The sequence below is a fragment of the Thiomicrospira sp. WB1 genome, from assembly GCF_001507535.1.
Lineage (GTDB): Bacteria > Pseudomonadota > Gammaproteobacteria > Thiomicrospirales > Thiomicrospiraceae > Hydrogenovibrio.
Genome location: NZ_LQBN01000004.1, coordinates 70,770 through 85,129, shown reverse-complemented (window position 1 = coordinate 85,129; position 14,360 = coordinate 70,770). Strand labels below are relative to the sequence as shown.

Below are 14,360 nucleotides of genomic sequence, written 5' to 3'. Positions count from 1 at the left end.
AAAGTGGCACGTCGAACTCCCTTAGAGAGATATCGCAATATCGGCATCATGGCTCACATTGACGCCGGTAAAACAACAACCACAGAACGAATTCTGTTTTACACAGGCATTTCACACAAAATCGGTGAAGTGCATGATGGTGGCGCTGTGATGGATTGGATGGAGCAGGAGCAGGAGCGTGGGATTACCATCACCTCTGCTGCGACCACAACATTCTGGCAAGGTATGGCGCAACAGTACCCTGAGCACCGTGTGAATATCATTGATACCCCTGGTCACGTTGACTTCACAATCGAAGTCGAGCGTTCCTTGCGTGTGCTGGATGGTGCAGTGACTTGTTTCTGTTCGGTGGGTGGGGTTGAACCTCAGTCCGAAACTGTTTGGCGCCAGGCTGATAAGTATGGCGTTCCGCGCATGGGCTTTGTTAACAAAATGGACCGAGCCGGTGCGAACTTCTACAACGTGGTCGATCAAGTAAAAACGCGTCTGGGTGCATTCCCTGTTCCGATGCAGCTGCCAATCGGTGCGGAAGATGAATTCCGCGGCGTGGTGGATCTGGTCAAAATGAAGGCCATCTACTGGAAAGAAGAGAATATGGGGGTTGAATTCGATTATGAAGAAATCCCTGATGATCTGAAAGAAACGGCAGAAGAATATCGCGAAGCGATGATTGAAGCGGCTGCAGAGTCTTCTGAAGAAATGATGGACAAGTACCTGGAAGAAGGTGAGTTGTCTGAAGAGGATATCAAAGCAGGTATCCGTAAGCGTTGTGTTGACGTTGAAATTGTCCCAATGTTCTGTGGTTCCGCCTTTAAGAACAAGGGTGTACAAGCTTTGCTGGATGCCGTGATCGACTACATGCCTTCTCCGGTTGATGTACCTGCGATCGAAGGGGAGCTTGAAGACGGAACACCGAGCACGCGTGAACCTTCTGATAAGTCGCCTTTCTCTGCGTTGGCATTTAAGGTTATGACTGACCCTTACGTGGGGACCTTGACGTTCTTCCGTGTTTATTCAGGTGTGCTGGAAGCTGGTAATCCGGTTCAGAATACCGTTAAGGATAAGCGTGAGCGTGTTGGGCGTATTCTGCAGATGCACTCCAACTCACGAGAAGAGATTAAAGAAGTGCGGACCGGTGATATCGCTTGTGCGGTGGGTCTGAAAGATACGACCACAGGCGACACACTCTGTGATCCAAAAGAAAAAATCATTCTTGAGCGTATGGAGTTCCCGGATCCAGTTATCTCGATCGCGGTGGAGCCAAAAACCAAATCCGACCAGGAGAAGATGGGGATTGCGCTGCAGAAATTGGCGCAAGAAGATCCTTCATTCCAAGTCCGTACGGATGAAGAAACGGGTCAGACCATCATGTCAGGTATGGGTGAACTTCACCTTGATGTTTTGGTCGATCGAATGAAGCGTGAGTTCAATGTTGAAGCCAATGTTGGTGCGCCACAGGTTTCATACCGTGAAACGATCAAAAAAGGCGTTGAAGCGGAAGGTAAATTTGTTCGTCAGTCAGGTGGTCGAGGCCAATATGGTCACGTCGTGCTTAAGATCGAACCGCAAGAGCCAGGCGAAGGCTTTGAGTTTGTCAACCAGATTGTCGGTGGTGTGGTGCCAAAAGAGTACATCGCATCGGTTGAAAAAGGTTGTCAAGAACAGCTTGAAAACGGTGTGATCGCCGGTTATCCAATGGTGGATGTCAAAGTGACGTTGTTTGATGGTTCTTACCATGATGTTGACTCGAACGAAACCGCGTTTAAAGTCGCTGCCAGTATGGGGATCAAAAACGGTGTAAAAGAAGCCAATCCAGTCATTCTTGAGCCAATGATGGCTGTTGAAGTGACCACCCCGGAAGATTACATGGGTGATGTCATGGGTGACTTGAACCGTCGCCGTGGTCTGGTTCAGAGCATGGACGATATTCCGACCGGCAAAAAGCTGAAAGCGGAAGTGCCTCTGGCAGAGATGTTCGGCTATGCCACTCAGTTGCGTTCTCTGACGCAAGGTCGAGCGGCCTACACCATGGTCTTTGACAAGTACGCAGACGCACCGAATAATGTCCAGGAAGAGATTATTGCAAAATCTCAGAAAGGCGAGTAATTCACTTAAGGAAGGAAACTTATTATGGCAAAGGAAAAGTTTGAACGTAATAAGCCGCACGTAAACGTTGGTACGATTGGTCACGTTGACCATGGTAAGACAACTCTTACAGCGGCGCTGACAATTGTACAGGGCAAAAAGTTTGGCGGTGAAGCCAAAGACTACGCCGGGATTGATAACGCACCGGAAGAGCGTGAGCGTGGTATCACCATCTCCACAGCGCACGTTGAATATGAATCAGAGACGCGTCACTATGCGCACGTTGACTGCCCAGGACACGCTGACTATGTTAAGAACATGATCACCGGTGCCGCCCAGATGGACGGCGCGATCCTGGTCTGTTCTGCCGCGGATGGCCCAATGCCTCAAACACGTGAGCACATCCTGCTGTCGCGTCAGGTAGGTGTCCCTTACATCGTTGTGTATCTGAACAAAGCCGACATGGTTGACGACGAAGAGTTGTTGGAACTGGTCGAAATGGAAGTGCGTGAACTGCTCGACGAGTACGACTTCCCAGGTGACGACACACCAGTGATCATGGGCTCAGCGCTGAAAGCCATCGAAGGCGACACCTCAGAAATTGGTGAACCTTCCATTGGTCGTCTGGTTGATGCGCTGGATGAATACATCCCAACGCCAGAGCGTGACACCGACAAAGACTTCCTGATGCCAATTGAAGACATCTTCTCCATCCAGGGTCGTGGTACCGTTGCCACCGGTCGTGTGGAGTCTGGTGTAGTCAAAACTGGTGAAGAGATCGAAATCGTTGGTATCCGTGACACCCAGAAAACCACTGTTACGGGCGTTGAAATGTTCCGTAAGCTGCTGGACCAGGGTGAAGCCGGTGACAACGTAGGTATCCTGTTGCGTGGTACCAAGCGTGAAGACATCGAGCGTGGTCAGGTACTGGCCAAGCCAGGTACCATCACCCCGCACACCAAGTTTGAAGCGGAAGTTTATGTTCTGTCCAAAGACGAAGGTGGTCGTCACACACCATTCTTCCAGGGCTATCGTCCACAGTTCTATTTCCGTACGACTGACGTAACCGGTGCCTGTGAGCTGCCATCTGGTACCGAAATGGTTATGCCGGGTGACAACGTTCAAATGACGGTTGAGCTGATTGCGCCAATCGCCATGGACGAAGGTCTGCGCTTCGCGATTCGCGAAGGTGGTCGTACCGTTGGTGCGGGTGTGGTCGCAAAAATTATCGAGTGATAAAACCTCGGTGATAAATGCTTGATTTCTAGCAGCTAAATTGCTAGAATCCGCAACCTCAATGAGCAGTGGTAGTTCTACGCCACTGCTTTTCTTTTTTTGAAATATGAGAAAAAGATTATGGCGACTCAAAATATACGTATTCGCTTGAAGGCATTTGATCATCGTTTGATTGATCAGTCTGCTCGTGAAATTACGGAAACTGCAAAGCGAACAGGTGCTCAAGTAAGAGGGCCGATTCCAATGCCGACCCGTAAAGAGCGTTTTACTGTATTGATCTCACCGCATGTGAACAAGGATGCACGAGATCAGTATGAGCTGCGTACTCATAAGCGTCTGCTGGACATTGTTGACCCGACGGATAAGACCGTTGATGCGTTGATGAAGCTTGATCTGGCAGCCGGTGTTGATGTGCAGTTAGAGCTCAGATAAAGACTGGGCTGTTTCTAGTTAACTATCAATCGTAATAGTTAATGGTTACATAATAATGAGGTAACAAAATGAGTATTGGTCTAGTAGGAACCAAAGAAGGCATGACTCGTGTTTTTGATGAGAATGGGGTTTCTATTCCTGTTACCGTTGTGAAAGTTGATAGCAACCGTGTTACACAGCTCAAAACCGCTGATGTAGATGGGTATGATGCCGTTCAGGTCACAATGGGTCAAAAGCACGCTGGTCGTGTCAATAAGCCAATGGCAGGACATTTTGCTAAGGCTGGTGTTGAAGCTGGCACTGGTTTGTGGGAATTCCGTGTTGAGGCTGAAACTGAGCTCGAAGGATTGGAAGTCGGTACAGAGATTTCTGTTGAGCGTTTGGCAGAAGCCAAAATCGTTGATGTCACCGGTATCACAAAAGGTAAAGGATTTGCAGGTGGTGTGAAGCGTCATAATTTTAATATGCAAGACGCTACCCACGGTAACTCGCTTGCTCACCGTGCTCCTGGTTCGATCGGTCAGAACCAAACCCCTGGGCGTGTCTTTAAAGGTAAAAAGATGGCGGGTCAGATGGGTAATGTTCGCCAGACTACTCAAAATCTTGAGCTGGTCAAGGTGGATGCTGACAAATCACTGCTTTTGATCAAAGGTGCATTGCCAGGAGCGAAAGGCAGCACTGTTATTGTTCGTAAGGCAATTAAGTAAGGTGAGCATGATGAATTTAGAACTAATTGAACTTCAAACTGGTAAATCATCGGGTTCACTGGATGTGTCTGAGTCAGTGTTTGGCACTCCTTTTAATGAATCCCTGGTTCATCAGGTTGTGAATGCTTATATGGCAGGCGCGCGCTCTGGCACAAAAGCACAAAAAAATCGTTCAGCCGTAAGCGGCGGTGGCGCAAAGCCATGGGCGCAAAAAGGTTCCGGCCGAGCGCGAGCGGGTACGACACGTGGACCAGTGTGGGTCGGTGGCGGTCGTGCCTTCCCAGGTCATAACCGTGACTTTTCACAAAAAGTGAATAAAAAAATGTATCGCGGTGCCATGCGTTCGATCTTGTCTGAATTGGCCAGAACCGATCGTTTGGTTGTTGTTGATGACTTTGCGGTATCAGCGCCAAAAACGAAAGAATTTAAAGAGAAGCTGTCTACGTTAAACGTAAAAGATGCGCTGGTCGTGACTGAGAATTTTGATGAGTATTTGTTCCTGTCGTCACGCAATTTGTATGAAGCAGCCGTCAGTGACGTTGCGTCGATAGATCCAGTAAGCCTGGTCGGTTATCAGTCTGTAGTGCTGACTCAAGGTGCACTGAAACAGCTTGAGGAGAGATTGGGATGACAAACGAACGATTGATGAAAGTTTTGCTGGCTCCTCATGTGTCTGAGAAATCTGCCAATTTGGCGGATGCGTCGGACCAGTACATTTTTAAAGTGACGCCTGATGCCACAAAACCTGAAGTAAAAAAGGCCGTCGAACAGTTGTTCGAGGTGAAGGTGCAGTCGGTTAATATGATTAACATCAAAGGAAAAACCAAGTTTTTCCGAGGCCGGGCTGGTAAAAGAAATGGCATCAGAAAAGCCGTAGTGCGTCTGGCGCCGGGTCAAGAAATTGACTTCGCCGGTGCAGAATAAAGGGGATAACGATGGCGATTATTAAAAAATCCAAACCAACTTCACCAGGACGTCGTTTTGTGGTAAGTGTGGTTGAGCCTGACCTCCATAAAGGGAAGCCTCACGCAGCACTTTTGGAGAAGAAATCCAAAAAAGGCGGGCGTAATTCAAGTGGACGCATTACCGTTCGCCACAAAGGTGGTGGTCACAAGCAGCATTACCGCAAAATTGATTTCAAGCGTAACAAGGACAGTGTTTCTGCCGTTGTAGAGCGCCTGGAATACGACCCAAATCGTACAGCCCATATTGCATTGTTGAAGTATGCAGATGGTGAGCGCCGTTACATTCTTGCTCCTCGCAACGTTAAAGTCGGGGATGAAGTATCATCCGGGGTACACGTTCCAATTCGTGCGGGGAATGCGTTGCCGCTGAGAAATATTCCGGTCGGTACCATTATTCATGCGGTTGAGATGCGACCAGGAAAAGGTGCGCAAATCGCACGATCAGCTGGTGCATCGGCACAAATCGCTGGCCGTGATGGAGCCTATGTTTTGCTGAAAATGCGCTCAGGTGAGATGCGTAAGATTCTGGCTGATTGTCGTGCAACGATTGGTGAAGTCGGCAACAGCGAGCACTCACTTAAGAAATTGGGGAAAGCGGGTGCCAAACGCTGGAAAGGGGTGCGACCAACCGTCCGAGGTGTGGCCATGAACCCGGTTGATCACCCTCATGGTGGTGGTGAAGGGCGTACATCCGGTGGTCGTAACCCAGTTACGCCTTGGGGTGTTCCGACCAAAGGTAAGAAAACCCGTAGTAATAAGCGTACTGAGAATATGATCGTACGCCGTCGAAATAAATAAGGAAGGACACCATGCCACGTTCAGTTAAAAAAGGACCTTTTGTAGATCATCACCTTGCAAAGAAGGTGATTGAGGCACAAGAATCTGGTAACAAACGTCCCATTAAAACCTGGTCGCGCCGTTCAATGATCCTGCCGGACATGATTGGCTTGACGATTGCGGTTCATAATGGAAAAGAGCACATTCCCGTTTATATCTCCGAAAATATGGTCGGACATAAGCTGGGTGAGTTTTCAATGACCCGTACCTACCGTGGTCATGCAGCCGATAAGAAATCGAAATAAGGAGAAAGGACATGCAAGTAAGTGCAACACATCGATTTGCCCGTATTTCTCCTCAAAAAGCGAGATTGGTGGCTGACATGATTCGTGGTCAGGACGTTGAAACAGCTGTTAATATGCTGGCCTTCAGTGATAAAAAAGCTGCTGGTCTGATCGGAAAAGTACTCAACTCAGCCATTGCGAATGCAGAGAATAATGAGGGTGCGGATATTGACGAGTTGAAGGTAACCCAAGCTTACGTCAACGAAGGACCGATTATGAAGCGCATGCGTGCGCGAGCTAAAGGGCGCGGAAATCGTATTCTTAAGCGAATCAGTCATATTACCGTCGCTGTTGGCGAAAAGTAAGGAGATTTAAGCATGGGACAGAAAGTTCAACCCGTTGGTATTCGACTGGGTATTACAAAAGACTGGAATGCACGTTGGTACGCGGACAGCAAAGCCTATTCTGATTTTCTCGTCAGTGACGTTGAAATCCGAGACATGTTGAGAGAAAAGCTCAAGCATGCGTCCGTTTCCAAAATTAATATCGAACGAGTTGCCAATGGCATTCGTATCAGCATCCATACGGCTCGTCCAGGCGTTGTTATTGGTAAAAAAGGTGAAGATATTGAGAAATTGAAGCAGCTTCTTGTTGCCAAAACCGGTTTGCCTGTCAATATCAATATCGAAGAGATCAAGAAGCCAGAGCTGGATGCCCGACTGGTTGCTGAAAGCATTGCTCAGCAGTTGGAAAAACGCATTCAGTTCCGTCGTGCTATGAAGCGTGCGGTAGGGAATGCGATGCGACTGGGTGCTCAAGGCATCAAAGTTCATGTTTCCGGGCGTTTGAATGGTGCCGAAATTGCACGTGCTGAATGGTACAGAGAAGGGCGTGTGCCGTTGCATACTCTGCGCGCTGATATCGATTATGCCGCCTTTGAGGCCAACACCACTTACGGCATCATTGGTGTCAAAGTCTGGATCTTTAACGGAGAAAAACTGGAAAAGATCTCGATGGTGGATTCCGACAACAAAGGCAAAGGCAAGAAAGGCCGTAAATAAAAGGAATATTAGTTATGTTGATGCCTAAAAGAACCAAATTCAGAAAGGTGCAAAAAGGACGTAACCGCGGTCTAGCCAATGTTGGGAATAAAATCAGTTTTGGCGAATATGGCCTTAAAGCCATGGAGCGCGGAAGAATGACCTCACGTCAGATCGAGGCAGCTCGTCGAGTTATGACTCGAAAAGTAAAGCGTGGTGCTAAGATTTGGATTCGTGTCTTTCCAGACAAACCGATTACAAATAAGCCGCTAGAAGTGCGGATGGGTAAAGGTAAAGGTAGCGTCGAGTACTGGGTTGCTCAAGTTCAGCCTGGTCGTGTTCTGTATGAAATGCAGGGCGTCGATGAAAAAGTTGCTAGAGAAGCATTTGAGCTGGCAGCTGCAAAATTACCTTTTAAGACACAATTCGTAACTAGAACGGTGATGTAAATGACGTCAGAGTTAAGAGAAAAAACGGTTGATGAGTTGCGGGGTCAGTTGGATGAGCTGGCCAAGGAGCAATTCAACTTGAGAATGCAGCATGCAACGGGTCAACTCTCAAACACAGCAGAGTTGAAGAAAGTGCGTCGCAATGTTGCACGTGTTAAAACCATCATTCGAGAGAAAGTGAGTAAATAGAATGGCTGGTACAGAAAAGAAACCTCGTACACTTCAAGGTGTCGTTGTCAGTAATGGCATGCAGCAGTCGATCGTTGTCAAAACCGATCGATTTATCAAACACCCGAAGTATAAAAAATTCGTTCGTAAATCAACAAAAATTATGGCTCATGACGCTGACAATACTTGTGGTGTTGGTGACCAGGTAACCATCTCAGAATGTGCGCCCATTTCTAAAAACAAATCATGGACGCTTGTTTCTGTTGATGAAAAGGCTAAGTTGTAATTACTTGCAACTCATTTAATTACTGATATAATAGCCGCAATTTTTTACCGCCTTAACAGCTAAGCCAAAAGGAACTGGCTGTTTTGGCGGTTTTCGTGTTACTTAATTTGGATGGAGTTCCATCATGATTCAAATGCAAACCGTTCTGGATGTCGCTGATAACAGCGGCGCAAGAAAAGTCCAGTGCATTAAAGTGCTAGGTGGCTCAAAGCGCCGCTACGCTGGTGTGGGTGATGTCATTAAGGTGGCAGTTAAAGAGGCCGCACCTCGAGGAAAAGTTAAGAAAGGTGACGTTTACAATGCCGTTGTGGTTCGCACTGCCCAAGGTGTTCGGCGCCCGGATGGTTCGAAAATCAAATTCGACGGTAATGCCGCAGTGATTCTTAACAATAAAGAAGAGCCGATCGGGACTCGTATCTTTGGTCCGGTAACCCGTGAACTGCGTAATGACAAGTTTATGAAAATTGTCTCACTGGCTCCAGAAGTTATATAAGGAACGAAAATGAATCGTCTAAGAAAAGGTGATGAGGTTATCGTTATTGCAGGCAAAGATAAGGGGAAGCGCGGAGCGGTTTCCAAGGTGATGCAAGACGGTAAGTTACTTGTGGATGGTATCAATCTGGCAAAAAAACATGTTAAGCCCAACCCAATGACAGGGGAACAGGGCGGGATCGTTTCTAAAGAAATGCCCATTCATGTTTCAAATGTCGCTTTGTACAATCCAGAAACAAAAAAAGCGGATCGCGTTGGCTTCCGATTTGAAGGCGAAAAGAAAGTTCGTTTCTTCAAGTCCAATGGCAACGTGGTAGACCAATAAGCAGGTTGAGATATGGCACGACTACAAAAATTATATCAAGAGCAGATTGTACCCAGCCTGGTTGAGAAGTTTGGCTATAAGTCAGTAATGCAGGCTCCTAAGTTGACCAAAATTACTGTCAACATGGGTGTGGGCGAAGCGATCGGTGATAAAAAAGTTCTGGAAAATGCGATTTCAGACATGCAACGAATCACAGGTCAGAAACCAATGAAGACGATAGCTCGTAAATCCGTCGCCAGTTTCAAGGTGCGAGATGGTTATCCATTGGGCTGTAAAGTGACATTGCGCGGTGCAAAAATGTATGAGTTTTTGGATCGTCTGATCAATATTGCGTTGCCGCGTGTGCGAGATTTTCAGGGCGTGAAGCGTACCGCCTTTGACGGCCGCGGCAATTACAATCTGGGTGTTAAAGAACAAATTATTTTTCCGGAAATCGAATTCGAGCAAGTCGATAAGATTCGTGGCATGGACATCAGTTTTGCGACGACTGCGGAAAATAACGATGAAGCCCTTGCGCTTCTGGAAGCCTTTAACTTCCCATTCAAAAAACAGTAGGGGTTTCTTATGGCGAAACAATCCATGATCGAAAGAGAAAAGAAGCGCGCAAAGATGGTGAAAAAATACGCCAACAAGCGAGCTGAGTTAAAAAAGGCATCGGTGGATATGTCTTTGAGCTATGAGGAGCGTATGGATGCGATGGATAAGCTGGCAAAGCTGCCTCGCAATGCATCCCCTGTTCGTCAACAAAATCGTTGTCGTTTGACAGGTCGCCCACATGGCGTTTATAGAAAATTTGGTTTGTCACGTAATATGTTGCGCAAGCTCGCAATGCAAGGTGATGTTCCTGGATTAAGAAAAGCAAGTTGGTAAGGATAAATATTTATGAGTATGTCTGATCCAATAGCTGATATGCTAACCCGTATTCGTAATGGCCAGCTTGCTGGGCACGCGAAAGTAACGATGCCGTCTTCCAAAGTAAAAAAGGCGGTGGCGCAAGTATTGGCTAATGAAGGCTACGTGAATGCCTATCACGTCAGCGATGATAATGGCATTGCGCAGCTGTCGGTTGATTTGAAATATTTCGAAGGCAAACCTGTGATTGAGATGCTAAAGCGTGTTAGTCGTCCTGGTTTGCGTGTTTACAAAAACAAAAACGAATTGCCGAAAGTGATTGGTGGGCTTGGTGTGGCAGTAGTATCCACATCCAAGGGAATTATGTCTGACCGTGAAGCGCGCCAAGCTGGTATTGGTGGCGAAATCATGTGTTACGTAGCATAGGAGAATCGTATGTCTAGAATTGCAAAATCTCCTATCACCATCCCTTCAGGTGTTGACGTATCGATTAACGGAAATTCAGTTTCCGTGAAAGGTAGCAAGGGCAATCTAACCGGGCAATTTAACCAGGTGGTTACTGTCAAGGAAGAGTCTGGCGTCATCAGTGTTTATCCGAATGATGATAGCAAAAAAGCCTGGGCTCAAGCCGGCACGGTTCGCTCTAACATCAATAATATGGTGCTAGGTGTAACCGAAGGGTTTGAAAAAAAATTGCAGCTGGTCGGTGTTGGTTACCGTGCCCAGGCTCAAGGACGCGTTTTGAACCTTACACTCGGTTTTTCTCACCCCGTTGCTCACGAGTTGCCTGAAGGCATTACGGTTGAAACGCCTAGCAACACAGAAATTGTTGTCAAAGGTGCAGACAAGCAAGCCGTTGGGCAGGTCGCTTCAGAAATTCGAAGTTATCGTCCACCTGAGCCATACAAAGGCAAGGGTATTAAGTATGCGGACGAGTATATTCTGCGAAAAGAAGCTAAGAAGAAATAAAGGTTGGGACAGATGATGGAAAAGAAAACAACCCGACTGCGTAGAGCAAAAAAACTTCGGGCAAAATTGTCAAATCAAGGCGCAGTGCGTCTAAGCGTGCATCGCACGCCAAAGCATATCTATGCCCAGTTGATTGACCAGAGTGGTGCAAACATTCTGGCTTCGAGCTCTACCGTTCAGGCCGACATTAAAAAACAGGTGTCCGCGACTGGTAACAAGGAAGCTGCCAAAGTCGTAGGGAAAGCCATTGCCGAGAAAGCGAAAGCTGCAGGCATTGAGAAAGTTGCCTTTGACCGGTCTGGCTTCAAATATCACGGTCGCGTTCTTGAGTTGGCAGACGCCGCTCGGGAAAACGGTCTTAAGTTTTAAGAGAAGGGATCACAATGTCTTCAAAAGAATTACAGGATGGTCAAGAAGGACTGGTTGAGAAGCTGGTCTCTGTTCGTCGTGTCGCAAAGGTCGTTAAGGGTGGTCGTGTATTCGGTTTCTCTGCACTGACAGTCGTTGGCGATGGCGAAGGCAAAGTTGGTTATGGCAGTGGCAAAGCCAATGAAGTACCCGTGGCGATCAAAAAAGCCATGGAAAAGGCTCGCATTAACATGAAGCCCGTGCATTTGAACAATGGCACTTTGCAGTACCCAATTAACTTTAAACAAGGCGCAGCCAATATCGTCTTGTTGCCAGCTTCCGACGGGACAGGGATCATCGCAGGTGGTGCGATGCGTGCTGTACTCGAAGCAGCTGGTGTGAAGGACGTTCTTGCCAAATGTGTTGGCACCACTCGTCCAGTTAACGTTGTTCGATCTACGGTCAACGCTTTGACTGGCATGCGTAGCCCAGAGTCGATTGCTGCCAAGCGTGGCAAGTCGGTTGAAGAAATTTTAGGTGAATGATATGTCGAAAAACAAATCAGTGAAAGTAACTCTGGTCAAAAGCATCATTGGACGCCTTCCTTCACACAAGGCTTGTGTTTCAGGCTTGGGGTTACGAAAAATTAATCATTCGGTCACCGTTGTTGATACGCCTGAAAATCGAGGCATGATCAACAAAGTTTCCTATTTGCTGAAAGTCGAGGAAGCGTAACATGTTTTTAAACACTCTCTCACCGGCTGATGGTGAAAAGAAAGACGCAAAGCGTAAAGGCCGAGGTCCAGGTTCCGGCAACGGAAAAATGGCTGGCCGTGGCCACAAAGGTCAAAAGTCACGTTCAGGTGGAAAGCCACAAGTTGGTTTTGAAGGCGGTCAAATGCCTTTGCAGCGTCGTTTGCCGAAAGTTGGTTTTACTTCCAAAATGGCGATGACGACCACCGAAATTCGATTGGACACTTTGTCCAAGATCGATGCGGATGTTGTGGATTTGACGGCTCTGAAGGCGGCGAATGTTGTTAACAAAAACATCAAAACCGTCAAAATCATTAACAGTGGTGAATTGACAAAAGCAGTGAAAGTGTCGGGTCTGAAAGCGACAGCCGGTGCAAAAGCTGCGATTGAAGCTGCTGGCGGATCGGTAGAAGCATAATTATGAGTCAAGCTCCAGACAACTCTGCTAGCAGTGGCCTGAGCCAAAAGATCTTTTTCGTTCTGGGTGCGTTGATCGTTTACCGATTAGGGACTCATATCCCTGTTCCATTGATTGACCCGGTCGCGCTGGCGGCGATGTTTGAGCAGCAGCAAGGCACGATCCTGGACATGTTTAACATGTTTTCAGGTGGTGCTTTGGAGCGACTGTCGATTTTGGCATTAGGGATCATGCCTTATATCTCGGCTGCGATTATCATGCAGTTGCTAACGGTCGTTTCGCCGAAGCTTGAACAGCTTAAAAAAGATGGCGAAGCCGGGCGACGCAAAATTACTCAGTACACACGTTATGGGACCGTCGTTTTGGCGACTTTCCAGGCGATAGGTGTGTCAATCGCGCTGGAATCGCAAAATGTTAACGGTATGTCCGTTGTGGTCGAGCCAGGCTTCTTGTTCAAAGTCATCGCCGTGACAACACTGGTGAGCGGAACCATTTTTCTAATGTGGCTGGGTGAGCAAATTACTGAGCGTGGCATTGGCAATGGGATCTCTCTGATCATCTTTGCTGGTATTGTTGCCGGATTGCCGTCAGCTTTAGGTGGGACGTTTGAACAAGTTAATACGGGTGCTCTGCACGCCATCACGGCTTTTGTACTGCTTGCACTTGTGTTTGCGGTCATTGCCTTCGTGGTCTTTGTTGAGCGCGGACAACGTCGTATTCCCATTCACTATGCACAGCGCATGCGTGGACGAAAAATGTACGGTGGACAAGAAGGGCATTTGCCACTGAAGTTGAACATGGCCGGGGTGATTCCTCCCATCTTCGCTTCCAGTATTATTTTGTTCCCTGCAACCTTGGGTGGATGGTTCGGCAGTGCTGAAAATCTGGGATGGTTGAAGGACATTGCAACCACAATGTCCCCTGGCCAACCTTTGTATATCGTGTTTTATGCAGCCGCCATCATTTTCTTCTGTTTCTTTTATACAGCGATTGTATTTAACCCAAATGAAACAGCGGATAATTTGCGGAAATCTGGCGCCTTTATGCCGGGAGTACGTCCTGGTCCACAAACAGCTCGTAAGATTGACACCATCATGAGCCGATTGACTCTGGCTGGTGCGATCTACATTACGCTTGTCTGTTTGCTGCCGGAATTTCTGATCCTGTATTGGAATGTTCCGTTTTATTTTGGCGGAACCTCGCTACTGATCATTGTGATTGTGGTGATGGATTTTATGACCAACATACAAGCGCATCTGCAATCGGGTCAGTACGAAAGCATGATGAAGAAGGCAAACTTAAAAGGGCGGTAACATAAATTTGATCCAAATTTAAGTTACCACTGGTAATTAATTCCTGAAATGAGTATAATCGCTCGTTTTTCGGTAGATGGATAGTCAAGGAGCGCAACATGGCACGTATTGCCGGCGTAAACATTCCAGTAAATAAACACATCGTTATTGGATTGAGATCGATCTACGGTGTAGGGCAGACAACTTCGCAGAAAATCTGCGAGGCCGTTAAAATTGCACCCACTACCAAAGTTCGAGAACTAACAGAAGAACAACTCGAAGCCATTCGTTCAGAAGTCACAAATTATCGAATTGAAGGCGATTTGCGCCGTGAAGTGACCATGAACATTAAGCGTCTGATGGATATGGGCTGCTATCGCGGTATCCGTCATCGTCGCAGCTTGCCTTTGAGAGGTCAGCGTACTAAAAACAACGCGCGTACTCGCAAGGGTCCTAAAAAACCTATCAAGCGTTAAGCAAAA

At 47.3% G+C, this 14,360-nt stretch carries 25 protein-coding genes; all 25 read left to right on the top strand.

Features of this window, described 5'->3' with window-relative positions; translation table 11 throughout:
• Window positions 1-3: 3 nt before the first annotated feature.
• The 25 genes from fusA to rpsM all read left to right on the top strand — a co-directional run bounded on the left by fusA (window position 4) and on the right by rpsM (window position 14,354).
• Complete coding sequence (gene fusA, locus AVO41_RS09720) at window positions 4-2,106, top strand: elongation factor G (protein ID WP_068586357.1); 2,103 nt, start codon at window positions 4-6, stop codon at window positions 2,104-2,106.
• A gap of 24 nt (window positions 2,107-2,130) precedes the next feature.
• Window positions 2,131-3,321, top strand: a complete 1,191-nt coding sequence (gene tuf / locus AVO41_RS09715) for an elongation factor Tu (RefSeq protein WP_068586354.1) — start codon at window positions 2,131-2,133, stop codon at window positions 3,319-3,321.
• Window positions 3,322-3,441: 120 nt separating this feature from the next.
• Complete coding sequence (rpsJ, locus tag AVO41_RS09710) at window positions 3,442-3,753, top strand: 30S ribosomal protein S10 (RefSeq protein WP_028485243.1); 312 nt, start codon at window positions 3,442-3,444, stop codon at window positions 3,751-3,753.
• Between the two features lie 68 nt (window positions 3,754-3,821).
• The gene (gene rplC, locus AVO41_RS09705) at window positions 3,822-4,460 is read left to right on the top strand and encodes a 50S ribosomal protein L3 (protein ID WP_068586351.1); all 639 of its coding nucleotides are present in this window, start codon (window positions 3,822-3,824) and stop codon (window positions 4,458-4,460) included.
• 25 nt (window positions 4,461-4,485) lie between these two features.
• Window positions 4,486-5,091 (top strand): 50S ribosomal protein L4, encoded by a 606-nt coding sequence (gene rplD / locus AVO41_RS09700; protein ID WP_068586776.1) that lies wholly within the window; start codon window positions 4,486-4,488, stop codon window positions 5,089-5,091.
• Window positions 5,088-5,384, top strand: coding sequence for a 50S ribosomal protein L23 (rplW, locus tag AVO41_RS09695; protein ID WP_068586348.1), 297 nt, complete (start codon window positions 5,088-5,090; stop codon window positions 5,382-5,384). Before rplD ends, rplW begins: the two co-directional genes overlap by 4 nt.
• A gap of 11 nt (window positions 5,385-5,395) precedes the next feature.
• Window positions 5,396-6,223 carry a 50S ribosomal protein L2 gene (gene rplB / locus AVO41_RS09690; RefSeq protein ID WP_068586345.1) on the top strand — a complete coding sequence of 276 codons (828 nt, stop codon included), beginning with the start codon at window positions 5,396-5,398 and terminating at the stop codon, window positions 6,221-6,223.
• A gap of 11 nt (window positions 6,224-6,234) precedes the next feature.
• A complete protein-coding gene (rpsS, locus tag AVO41_RS09685; RefSeq protein ID WP_019894817.1) occupies window positions 6,235-6,507 on the top strand; it encodes a 30S ribosomal protein S19 in 273 nt (90 codons plus the stop codon).
• An 11-nt stretch (window positions 6,508-6,518) separates the two neighbouring features.
• The gene (gene rplV / locus AVO41_RS09680) at window positions 6,519-6,851 is read left to right on the top strand and encodes a 50S ribosomal protein L22 (protein WP_068586342.1); all 333 of its coding nucleotides are present in this window, start codon (window positions 6,519-6,521) and stop codon (window positions 6,849-6,851) included.
• A gap of 12 nt (window positions 6,852-6,863) precedes the next feature.
• Window positions 6,864-7,547 (top strand): 30S ribosomal protein S3, encoded by a 684-nt coding sequence (rpsC, locus tag AVO41_RS09675; RefSeq protein ID WP_068586337.1) that lies wholly within the window; start codon window positions 6,864-6,866, stop codon window positions 7,545-7,547.
• 14 nt (window positions 7,548-7,561) lie between these two features.
• The gene (gene rplP / locus AVO41_RS09670) at window positions 7,562-7,975 is read left to right on the top strand and encodes a 50S ribosomal protein L16 (RefSeq protein ID WP_068586334.1); all 414 of its coding nucleotides are present in this window, start codon (window positions 7,562-7,564) and stop codon (window positions 7,973-7,975) included.
• The gene (gene rpmC / locus AVO41_RS09665) at window positions 7,976-8,164 is read left to right on the top strand and encodes a 50S ribosomal protein L29 (protein WP_068586331.1); all 189 of its coding nucleotides are present in this window, start codon (window positions 7,976-7,978) and stop codon (window positions 8,162-8,164) included.
• A 1-nt stretch (window position 8,165) separates the two neighbouring features.
• Window positions 8,166-8,429 (top strand): 30S ribosomal protein S17, encoded by a 264-nt coding sequence (rpsQ, locus tag AVO41_RS09660; RefSeq protein WP_068586330.1) that lies wholly within the window; start codon window positions 8,166-8,168, stop codon window positions 8,427-8,429.
• A 124-nt stretch (window positions 8,430-8,553) separates the two neighbouring features.
• Window positions 8,554-8,922, top strand: a complete 369-nt coding sequence (rplN, locus tag AVO41_RS09655; RefSeq protein WP_068586327.1) for a 50S ribosomal protein L14 — start codon at window positions 8,554-8,556, stop codon at window positions 8,920-8,922.
• 9 nt (window positions 8,923-8,931) lie between these two features.
• Entirely contained in the window at window positions 8,932-9,246 is a 315-nt protein-coding gene (gene rplX / locus AVO41_RS09650; RefSeq protein ID WP_068586324.1) for a 50S ribosomal protein L24, read from the top strand.
• Window positions 9,247-9,258: 12 nt separating this feature from the next.
• Complete coding sequence (gene rplE, locus AVO41_RS09645; protein ID WP_068586321.1) at window positions 9,259-9,801, top strand: 50S ribosomal protein L5; 543 nt, start codon at window positions 9,259-9,261, stop codon at window positions 9,799-9,801.
• Between the two features lie 9 nt (window positions 9,802-9,810).
• Window positions 9,811-10,116 carry a 30S ribosomal protein S14 gene (gene rpsN / locus AVO41_RS09640; RefSeq protein ID WP_068586318.1) on the top strand — a complete coding sequence of 102 codons (306 nt, stop codon included), beginning with the start codon at window positions 9,811-9,813 and terminating at the stop codon, window positions 10,114-10,116.
• Between the two features lie 12 nt (window positions 10,117-10,128).
• Entirely contained in the window at window positions 10,129-10,524 is a 396-nt protein-coding gene (gene rpsH / locus AVO41_RS09635) for a 30S ribosomal protein S8 (RefSeq protein ID WP_068586315.1), read from the top strand.
• A 9-nt stretch (window positions 10,525-10,533) separates the two neighbouring features.
• Window positions 10,534-11,067 carry a 50S ribosomal protein L6 gene (gene rplF / locus AVO41_RS09630; protein ID WP_068586313.1) on the top strand — a complete coding sequence of 178 codons (534 nt, stop codon included), beginning with the start codon at window positions 10,534-10,536 and terminating at the stop codon, window positions 11,065-11,067.
• A gap of 15 nt (window positions 11,068-11,082) precedes the next feature.
• Window positions 11,083-11,436, top strand: a complete 354-nt coding sequence (gene rplR / locus AVO41_RS09625; RefSeq protein WP_082676749.1) for a 50S ribosomal protein L18 — start codon at window positions 11,083-11,085, stop codon at window positions 11,434-11,436.
• Window positions 11,437-11,450: 14 nt separating this feature from the next.
• Entirely contained in the window at window positions 11,451-11,960 is a 510-nt protein-coding gene (rpsE, locus tag AVO41_RS09620) for a 30S ribosomal protein S5 (protein WP_068586307.1), read from the top strand.
• A 1-nt stretch (window position 11,961) separates the two neighbouring features.
• The gene (rpmD, locus tag AVO41_RS09615) at window positions 11,962-12,150 is read left to right on the top strand and encodes a 50S ribosomal protein L30 (RefSeq protein WP_068586305.1); all 189 of its coding nucleotides are present in this window, start codon (window positions 11,962-11,964) and stop codon (window positions 12,148-12,150) included.
• A gap of 1 nt (window position 12,151) precedes the next feature.
• Window positions 12,152-12,586, top strand: coding sequence for a 50S ribosomal protein L15 (gene rplO / locus AVO41_RS09610; protein ID WP_068586301.1), 435 nt, complete (start codon window positions 12,152-12,154; stop codon window positions 12,584-12,586).
• Between the two features lie 2 nt (window positions 12,587-12,588).
• The gene (gene secY, locus AVO41_RS09605) at window positions 12,589-13,899 is read left to right on the top strand and encodes a preprotein translocase subunit SecY (protein WP_068586298.1); all 1,311 of its coding nucleotides are present in this window, start codon (window positions 12,589-12,591) and stop codon (window positions 13,897-13,899) included.
• 98 nt (window positions 13,900-13,997) lie between these two features.
• Window positions 13,998-14,354, top strand: coding sequence for a 30S ribosomal protein S13 (rpsM, locus tag AVO41_RS09600; RefSeq protein WP_068586295.1), 357 nt, complete (start codon window positions 13,998-14,000; stop codon window positions 14,352-14,354).
• Window positions 14,355-14,360: the final 6 nt, after the last annotated feature.